The sequence below is a fragment of the Trichocoleus sp. FACHB-90 genome (assembly GCF_014695505.1).
GTDB lineage: Bacteria > Cyanobacteriota > Cyanobacteriia > Cyanobacteriales > FACHB-T130 > Funiculus > Funiculus sociatus.
Genome location: NZ_JACJOK010000068.1, coordinates 19080 through 27581 on the forward strand (window position 1 = coordinate 19080; position 8502 = coordinate 27581).

The 8502-nt window shown below is 46.4% G+C and carries 8 protein-coding genes; 4 read left to right on the top strand and 4 right to left on the bottom strand.

Annotation, left to right across the window (positions count from 1 at the left end; translation table 11 throughout):
* Nucleotides 1-79: 79 nt before the first annotated feature.
* A complete protein-coding gene (locus H6F74_RS19465) occupies nt 80-2092 on the bottom strand; it encodes a serine/threonine-protein kinase (protein WP_190443849.1) in 2013 nt (670 codons plus the stop codon).
* A 596-nt stretch (nt 2093-2688) separates the two neighbouring features.
* Here H6F74_RS19465 and H6F74_RS19470 point away from each other — a divergent pair.
* Nucleotides 2689-3681 carry a ribose-phosphate pyrophosphokinase gene (locus tag H6F74_RS19470; RefSeq protein WP_190443850.1) on the top strand — a complete coding sequence of 331 codons (993 nt, stop codon included), beginning with the start codon at nt 2689-2691 and terminating at the stop codon, nt 3679-3681.
* A 212-nt stretch (nt 3682-3893) separates the two neighbouring features.
* On the opposite strand, the gene H6F74_RS19475 is transcribed toward H6F74_RS19470, so the two are convergent.
* Genes H6F74_RS19475 through H6F74_RS19485 form a run of 3 tightly spaced genes read right to left on the bottom strand, consistent with a single transcriptional unit; the run spans nt 3894 to nt 5822 of the window.
* Nucleotides 3894-4352, bottom strand: coding sequence for an NUDIX hydrolase (locus H6F74_RS19475; protein ID WP_190443851.1), 459 nt, complete (start codon nt 4350-4352; stop codon nt 3894-3896).
* An 8-nt stretch (nt 4353-4360) separates the two neighbouring features.
* Nucleotides 4361-4816, bottom strand: a complete 456-nt coding sequence (locus H6F74_RS19480; RefSeq protein ID WP_190443852.1) for a DUF3531 family protein — start codon at nt 4814-4816, stop codon at nt 4361-4363.
* Between the two features lie 13 nt (nt 4817-4829).
* On the bottom strand, nt 4830-5822 hold the full coding sequence (locus tag H6F74_RS19485; protein WP_199301427.1) for a Sll0314/Alr1548 family TPR repeat-containing protein: 993 nt from the start codon (nt 5820-5822) through the stop codon (nt 4830-4832).
* 360 nt (nt 5823-6182) lie between these two features.
* On the opposite strand from H6F74_RS19485, the gene H6F74_RS19490 reads away from it, so the two are divergent.
* Genes H6F74_RS19490 through H6F74_RS19500 form a run of 3 tightly spaced genes read left to right on the top strand, consistent with a single transcriptional unit; the run spans nt 6183 to nt 8389 of the window.
* Nucleotides 6183-6854: an energy-coupling factor ABC transporter ATP-binding protein gene (locus H6F74_RS19490; RefSeq protein WP_190443854.1), complete on the top strand. Its 672-nt coding sequence runs from the start codon at nt 6183-6185 to the stop codon at nt 6852-6854.
* Between the two features lie 30 nt (nt 6855-6884).
* A complete protein-coding gene (gene rsmG, locus H6F74_RS19495) occupies nt 6885-7631 on the top strand; it encodes a 16S rRNA (guanine(527)-N(7))-methyltransferase RsmG (protein WP_190443855.1) in 747 nt (248 codons plus the stop codon).
* Between the two features lie 53 nt (nt 7632-7684).
* Nucleotides 7685-8389 carry an SAM-dependent methyltransferase gene (locus H6F74_RS19500; protein ID WP_190443856.1) on the top strand — a complete coding sequence of 235 codons (705 nt, stop codon included), beginning with the start codon at nt 7685-7687 and terminating at the stop codon, nt 8387-8389.
* Nucleotides 8390-8502: the final 113 nt, after the last annotated feature.

Below are 8502 nucleotides of genomic sequence, written 5' to 3' on the forward strand. Positions count from 1 at the left end.
GGAAGAGGAAAAAGTCTTACCTAGTCCCTAGTCCCCAGCCCCCCGCCCCTAGTCCCCAGTCCCCAGTCCCCAGTCCCCATTACCGCACAGTAATATCTAGAGTAAAGGCAGTATCTTGGGACGCTATCACATCAATTTGATAGTCACCGCTACGAGGTGCCTCAAATTCCCAAGCCAAAACGCCAGAAGCGTCTGGCACCAGGCGACCGCTAGGAAAGCGGAGATCCAAAGTTGCCCCTCCAGGCTGAATATCCACCTTTAGTCTCTGTCCACGCCGAACATTCACCAAATAACGCTTAATCCTTTGCGGACTGGTTCTAGCCGAAACCTGCACTGCTTGCTCACCTGGTGGGAAGCTAATCGGCTCAACGTCAAATTCGCCACCAGTAGGAGTTTCTGTCGGTGTTGGTGTCGGTGTTGGCGTCGGTGTCGGTGTTGGTGTAGGGTTGCTTAGGCTAATCTGCAAGTTGTATTCGCTCGCTTGCAGCCCTTTGATGGGACTCAGAGCAATAGTGTAGTTACCTGTATAGGGGAGGGTTCCTCTCCAGCCCAGAACCCGCTTGGCACGCTCATTGAGAGGCGTTTGGTCTGGCCCCAACACTGTCATTAAAACGCCTTCGCCACTCAGGACGGTATCTAACTGTTGGTCTTGTTCGCCAGAAATGGTGTAGTTAAGTGTTTCGTTCTCTTTGAGATTTCCTTGTTTAGTAATGGTTTGGCCGGTCGATATTTCTAGGCGCTGGCTATAAGTAACAGGTTCCTCATTGGGCGTGGGAGTGGGACTGGGTGTTGGAGTAGGCGTTGGTGTCGGGCTAAGTGTCGGGGCTGGGGTATCAGTGAATACGGGGGTTGGTGTTGGTTGCGGCTGTTGCCGATTGAAAGCACTAACTAGCGCCCAAGATCCGAAACCAGCTAGTAAAGCCAGACAAAGTGTAAGGAAACCAACCGCCCACGGGTCTTGTAAAAAAGTCGGGCGATCGCTTACTTCCGGAATTACTGGATCGGGCCGATTTGGACAACCAACGTTGGGATTGGGATCTTGTCGATTTGGCGTGTTGGGGGTGGGATTGACCGGATCTGGCCGCCGTCCGACAGCTACTGTGTTTATCTGCGAGGTAGTCGGCTTTGGAGGCTGTGGAGTTGGGGCTGGTGGTGGGGGAGTTACCGGGCCTGGTTGGGTAGGTTGGGGAGGATTGACGGGGGGTGGGGAGAAGTAATAAGGCTGGGGCGGAGGTGGCGCAAAGGTAGGATTAGTCAAAGCTTGCAGTGATTGCATGACTTCTCCGGCACCTTGGTAGCGATCGCCTGGTCGATAACTCAACATCCGATCCAGCACTGGTGCCAACCCATCGCTGACATTGACCCACTTGCGCCAATTCCAAACCAGTTGGACATCATCAAATAATTCTCGCGGTTCTTTGCCAGTTAGCAGCACTATACAAGTCACCGCTAAAGCGTAGAGGTCACTTGAGGGATAAGCACGCCCTGACTGCATTTGTTCACTGGGGGCATAACCCAACTTACCCACTGTTGTCGCTACGGGCATGGAAACGTTAGGGGAGTGAAACCGGGTTGCCAGTTCCTTCACAACGCCAAAATCGATGAGAACGGGCAGGCGATCGCTTTCTCGCAAAATAATATTGTCCGGCGCAATATCCCGGTGAATAATCCCGAACTTGTGGATGTGCGCCAAGACAGGCAACAAATTCCGCAAAAATTGCAATGCTTCCGCCTCCGAAAAGGCGCTACCTTGAGCGCGACGCTCATCTAAGAGTGTGCGATAAGTCTTCCCCTCTACATAGTCCTGCACCAAGAACAAGCGCTGGTCTTGCTCAAAAGTAGCCCGGAACTGGGGAATCTGTGGGTGCTGAATTTGATAGAGAGTTGTTGCCTCCCGTTGAAACAGTTCCCTTGCCTTATCCAGCAGGTTAGTCGAATCAGAGGGCGGAATCAACTCCTTGAGGGCGCAGCTTTCATTAAAGCGCCCTTGGTCTTCTGCTAGATAAGTCCGACCAAACCCCCCCTGACCGAGAACGCCGATCAAGCGGTAGCGGTTTTGCAGAATTGTTCCAATGGGAATTGGTGGTTGCATAAACAGTGACTGGGAACTGGGGAGGAAGGGAGTGGGGATGGGGGATTGGGGACTGGGAAAATAATATTAACAAGTTACCAATCTCACCATTGTTAGTTATAATATGAAGCTCAATTCGAGACTAAGCCCTACGATCTATTGTGCCAAATGCTGCCGCTTACGCTTTTTTGTCAGACGCTGCTCTCACAGCCATAGGTAGCGATCGCGTAAGGCGCACTCACCGACGCTCGTGTTATTCAACTTGTTAAATCAAAAGCGTCTTTGCCAATAAACTTTAGCTTAGTTAGAGTGAAGTAAATGAAATCAAATTTCAGTCCAATATCAGCATAAATACGTAGACTCTACAATTTTACAATCTACTTGCTGCTTTTTGCTTGTAGGCTATTCTATGCAAATGCTGTGCCGTTTCCAGCTTAATTGACCAGATAGACCTCAAACCTAACAATGCAAGTTAATTTTTTTTGTTTACAGATTAACTTTTTAGATATTGTGTGACGATTGATTCACACATTTATACCTTATTTACAAAGAAATCATAGAGCGATTTTGAGTGAGAATGATAAGATTGCGATTGAAGTAGCTCTTGAGGGTCTGCTGTGCTTCGTTCTCCAACTTTAACGCTTCAGCCTACACTGCCACCGATTGCGGACAACAACCGTCTGCGACTGTTTTCCGGCTCTGCTAATGTGCCATTATCTCAGGAAGTTGCTCGCTATCTTGGCATGGACTTGGGACCAATGGTTCGCAAGCGGTTTGCTGATGGAGAGCTTTACATTCAAATTCAGGAATCGATTCGGGGATGTGATGTTTATCTAATTCAGCCAACTTGCCAACCAGTGAACGATCACTTGATGGAGTTGCTGATTATGGTTGATGCTTGTCGTAGAGCATCAGCGCGGCAAATTACCGCAGTAATTCCTTACTATGGCTATGCTAGGGCAGACCGCAAAACAGCGGGGCGCGAATCAATTACCGCCAAGCTGGTTGCGAACCTGATTACTGAAGCTGGAGCCAGCCGCATTCTGGCAATGGATTTACATTCAGCTCAAATTCAGGGCTATTTTGATATTCCATTTGACCATGTTTACGGCTCACCTGTACTGATAGATTATCTGGCAAATAAGCAACTATCCGATCTGGTTGTAGTTTCACCCGATGTGGGTGGTGTGGCTAGAGCTAGAGCATTTGCCAAAAAGCTAAACGATGCGCCGCTGGCAATTATTGATAAGCGTCGGCAGGCACATAACGTGGCGGAAGTGATGAATCTGATCGGTGATGTCGAGGGTAAAACAGCCGTCTTGGTAGACGACATGATCGATACTGGCGGCACCATCTCTGAAGGCGCTAGGTTATTACGGCAAGAGGGAGCGCGTCAGGTATATGCTTGTGCTACCCATGCAGTTTTTTCGCCTCCAGCAATTGATCGCCTTTCGAGCGGTGTATTCGAGGAAGTGATTGTCACAAATACCATCCCGGTTCCTGAGCGCGATCGCTTTCAACAGTTGACGGTACTTTCAGTAGCCAATGTGATAGGTGAAACTATCTGGCGGGTTCACGAAGATAGTTCTGTCAGCAGTATGTTTCGCTAAAAAAGGCGCTCAGACTTTGGTCTGGCGCATAAATAAAGCCTGCCGACTCAGGCTTTATCTTAGGGAGTCCGCCTTATCTTCCAGGCTCCGCTTGGGAATGCCGTTATGGGGTTGGAGCCTGATAATTTTATCCGGGAGGTGTTTCCAAAAGTTAGTTCCCAGGCTGAGCCTGGGAGCTAGATCGGGGAACATTCTTTAGTTGCCCTTGCTTTTTACAAGTAATCAAAAAACTGCTCTGGTACTAACCGTAATTCTCCCGATTTAAAGCGGTTAATATCTACCCAAAGTGCTGTTTTTTTCCTATCGCCTTCAGCAAAAGGAATTTCTTCCATTTGATAAAACTTGGGATCGGCAAAATCGCATTGATACAATTGAATAATTTCGTGACCAGGCTTGCCGTTGAACACAAAGATATTTTCCAGACAGCCCAAATAACGAATGTTAGTTAATTCTGCCTGGATTTCTTCTTGAAATTCGCGTTTTAAGGCTATCTCACTGGTTTCTCCAAAGTCAACGCCGCCGCCTAAAGCGCGATAAAAGGTTTCCTGCTTAACTGGGTCATAGCCTTCGGATATAAAGATGCGATCGCCTTTGCCGTATCCCCCATGCGGCTTCTCGCCATCTCGAATTAAACCCAGTACCAGCAGCCGAATCTGACCTTCTTGGTGCATCGTTTGTCCTAATTCTCGTCGTAAATAAAAGCAGACCGACTCTCGCTACCTTTAATAGGCCAATCTTCGTTTTCGCCGCCAATGTACAGGCGTTCCAGAGTTACGTATTCGGTGCTTAACTGCTTGAGTGCGTTAATCACGATATCAAGCGCGATCGCATCACTCGTTCCCAGATCGAACCAACATCTCGCCCAATTCCCCTCATACTCAAATTCGCCCATATTGTGCATGAGCGAAACCATACTATTGTCAGCCGCGTCAGTGTCATAATCCATATAGCTGATATCCAAACCAGTATCCTGAACCTGGATATTTTCAGCATTAAAACCTCCCAGCTTTCCCAAGAAAAACCAGGAGTTAAACACTTCTTCAACGTACTGCTTTTCCATTTGAGAAGGAGTTATGCTGAACTCCAGCCAAATCCACAGGTCAAAAGGATTATACTCGCGAAAAATTACGTGCATTGTTTTAAACTATCTATTCTAGTTGTGGCATTTTTGCAGGGCCCCAACTACCACTTGCATCCCTAATTTTATCTCGCATCCCATCGCAATCCCGTTCTTTACTATCAACGCTTTTTTGGTTTTTGCACTGCTCATAGAACATTTGTGCTACAAGGGTTTTGGGGAGTTGATCAGGTTTTGCTAAAGCGGCGTTGAAATCCTTCTTAGCTTCATTGAAAAGAGATTGGTCTTTTTGTTTCTTGCCTTTTGCCACTAAGATTTGAGCTTTTAAATAGTGTACCTCTGGATTGTTGGGTGTTACTGCCAGAGCGCGATTTACATATTCCAGTGCCTTGTCGTAGTCTTTCAAATCCCGGTGTCCAACTGCAATCCCACGATAAGCCAAATAAGAGGGGCCTGCTTTTTCTAAGCGTTCAATCGCTTGCTTGGGATTAGAGAATGGTAAATTGACAGCCATCATCAAATCCATATACCCCTTGAGTAAGTTGAGTTCTGCGTCGTCAGAACCTACTTTCTCCGCCTTATCCAGATATGTGAATACCTCCTGCAACTTATTCAAAGCTTGGGAACCGCCTTTGATGGGATCGTTATTGACAAGACTCAGGTTATATGCACCCTGTAAAAAATGCCCAACTGCTGTGTATAAATTGCCACGCAAAGGATTTGTGGTAGTTAGCTGTTCAGCCGTTTTCAGAGTTTTCTCAGCATAAGTGTTAACGCTCTTCCAGTCCTGCTCAGTGTAAGCTAAAGATGCCCGCATTGCGTAGACGAGCGGTTCATTAGGTTCACTAGATTCCGCTTGTTGTAGGTAAAGCTTTGCTTGTGGATAGTTCCCCGTCTCAAAGATAGCCTTGAAAGCAGCTTCAGTCTGGTTTCCAATCTGCCCTGAGTTGCTGGAACGGAAGGGATCGCCAGCTAGAGTAGGGGTAGGAAATAAACTGAGTGCAGTCAAGGAAGCACTAGCGATCGCGCCAACAATCCGCAATTGTAGAGAAAACCGAGCCATGATCGTCATCCTCACTAAACCATTAGCTTGAGTGAATGCTGTCTCTAATTTTCAATGCTATCTAACAACATCCTAAGATTCGCTGCTGTGATACCTGAACATTCTGAGACAAGCAGTGTATAATTAGTCACCCTTTAACAATAAGAGCGATCCAACAGTTTGACGCTGTTAATAATTTTCAGGTTCCAGAAAAATTCCGTTAGTTTGTTTGTCACTGGCAAATCCGTTGTCCAAAAAACAGCTTTCTAGAGGCAGTTTTTTTATTCCCACTTATTTTAAGTAAAAATTAAAGCAGGCTAATTCGCTTAGAATGATGCCCTTACAAGTTTCGCAATTTTTTCTTTTCTACTCCCAGAATTGATGCTCTATCTCAAAAACCTGACTTATCATCCCCCCGCTACCCCAACTGCTATCCTGAATTCCATTAATTTAGAACTAGCGCCAAATGGTCTTGGTCTTGTGATTGGGCCAAGTGGATCTGGCAAAAGCACATTTTTGGAAATTTTGGCAGGTCTGGCAGAAAAAACCGATGGCGGTGTTTTCTGGCGAGACCAGGAACTCACTCCCGAACACCTGCAACAGCTAGCAGGATTGGTGTTTCAGTTTCCGGAGCGGCATTTCTGCGGTGGTACGATTTTAGAGGAACTGCGGCTGGGTCATCCAGAGTTGGGAGCTGAAAAAGTCAAGGCAGCTCTTTGTGAAGTAAGTTTAGATCATTTGTCGCTTTCTACGTCACCCCATTCTCTGAGCGGGGGTCAGCAGCGCCGCCTTGCTCTAGCAGTACAGCTGATTCGCCAACCACATTTACTTTTGTTGGATGAACCAACAGCGGGGCTAGATTGGTCAATGCGGCTTCAGTTGGTGAAGTTATTAGGTAAACTAAAAACTCATTGGACGTTGTTGGTGGTTACTCACGATGCAAGTGACTTATTAGCGATCGCTGACCAATGCTGGACAATTGATCGTGGAGAATTAAACTCGGTAGACCCCACGACGCTAGGATCTAAAATTGAAGCAGTCATTAGTCATTAGTCAGCACCAATAACTGATGACCATAAAAAAATGAGCGATATTGAAATGCCAATGCTGCCTGAGATGGCTGATGTATGGCAGCAAACACTGGGTTGGCAACCTGATAGTGAACAGCAAAAGCTATTTCAGCACCTTTATGAGTTGATTTTGGCAGGGAACCGCCAGCTGAACTTAACCAGAATTACGTCACCGGAGGAATTCTGGGAAAAACACTTGTGGGATTCTCTGCGGGGAATTTTTAGCCAGAAATCGGAAAAAATAGCTGGTTCATCTGGCAAAGCAATCGATATTGGAACTGGGGCAGGATTTCCGGGAATTCCAATAGCGATCGCTTTCCCTAATTACACTGTCAGCTTACTCGATGCTACCCGCAAAAAAATCGCCTTTCTGGAAAATACGACCTCAGAGCTGGGTCTGACAAATATCAATACAATTACTGGTAGAGCTGAAGAAATCGGTCAAGATCCTTCTCACCGGAATGCTTATAACCTGGCTCTAATCAGGGCAGTAGCTGAGCCTTCTGTTTGTGCCGAGTATGCGCTACCATTGCTGAAACCCGGCGGGTTAGCCATCCTTTATCGCGGACAGTGGACAACTGAGGAAAACGATACCCTACAACCAGCCCTGGAAAAATTAGGCGGCATTCTTGAATCCATCGAGAAATTCACTACTCCTTGTACTGGAAGCGTTCGCCACTGTCTTTACCTCCGGAAAGTGGCACCCACACCGAGAGAATTTCCCCGTGCTGTTGGTGTGCCTGCCCAAAAGCCACTGTAAATAATTATCCTTATTACCATGCTGGGCCTGGTAACGAGAAACAGGAGAAGTTTATGAGCATTGAGTGGGGCAAGTCAACCAATAAGGGAACTGCCATGCTAAAACTGGCTCATCAGTTTCACAGCGAAGCGATTTTAAAGGATGAGTACGTCGGCTGGTTTTTTGATGAATCGGTAGTACGCTCTCTTCAAGAGAATCCTCTGAATATTGATTCTGCAAAAGATGATGCGGAAAGATTCCAGCAGATTGCTTACTGGTACACAATTCTCAGAGAGAAGCATGGTGATGAAGCGATTGAAGATGCGATCGCGTCAGGATGTAAACAGCTTATCCTTCTAGGAGCAGGTTACGACACGAGATTTTTCCGCCTTCCTTCTGTGCGAGAGAACTCTATTGCCACCTTTGAAGTCGATCTGCCGCAGACAATTGATGATAAAAAGAGATACTTGCTTGAAAGATTAGGCAATATTCCTCAAGGATTGTCACACATTCCTCTAGATTTCAATCAAGACAATCTCAGCAGTATTTTTCAGTATGGTTTTGACAAAACAATTCCTACTGCTTATATCTGGCAGGGCGTTAGCTACTATTTGCCCAAAGAGAGTGTTTCCAATTTCCTCGACTTCATCAAAGCGCAAATGGCACCGGGTTCAGTTTTCGTCTTTGACTGTTGTTCACCACTAATGACTTTCAAACCCACATTCCGCACCCACAACTGTCACATAGACAGTGGCTTTAAGTGTAGAAGTGAATCATAGTTCAAATATTGAGTATAAATACTCAGTATTTATATATTAATGAGAATCAAGCTCATAATTTGCATCCAATGGCGACTCCTTATGGCAGTTTTCCCTAAATACTGGCGACCCAA

Bases quoted from the DNA above. Each gene is read 5' to 3' on its own strand.
- H6F74_RS19475 (WP_190443851.1), bottom strand. From the start codon at position 4,352: ATGCACCAAGAAGGTCAGATTCGGCTGCTGGTACTGGGTTTAATTCGA.
- H6F74_RS19485 (WP_199301427.1), bottom strand. From the start codon at position 5,822: ATGGCTCGGTTTTCTCTACAATTGCGGATTGTTGGCGCGATCGCTAGT.
- H6F74_RS19500 (WP_190443856.1), top strand. From the start codon at position 7,685: ATGAGCATTGAGTGGGGCAAGTCAACCAATAAGGGAACTGCCATGCTA.
- H6F74_RS19480 (WP_190443852.1), bottom strand. From the start codon at position 4,816: ATGCACGTAATTTTTCGCGAGTATAATCCTTTTGACCTGTGGATTTGG.
- rsmG (WP_190443855.1), top strand. From the start codon at position 6,885: ATGAGCGATATTGAAATGCCAATGCTGCCTGAGATGGCTGATGTATGG.
- H6F74_RS19465 (WP_190443849.1), bottom strand. From the start codon at position 2,092: ATGCAACCACCAATTCCCATTGGAACAATTCTGCAAAACCGCTACCGC.
- H6F74_RS19490 (WP_190443854.1), top strand. From the start codon at position 6,183: ATGCTCTATCTCAAAAACCTGACTTATCATCCCCCCGCTACCCCAACT.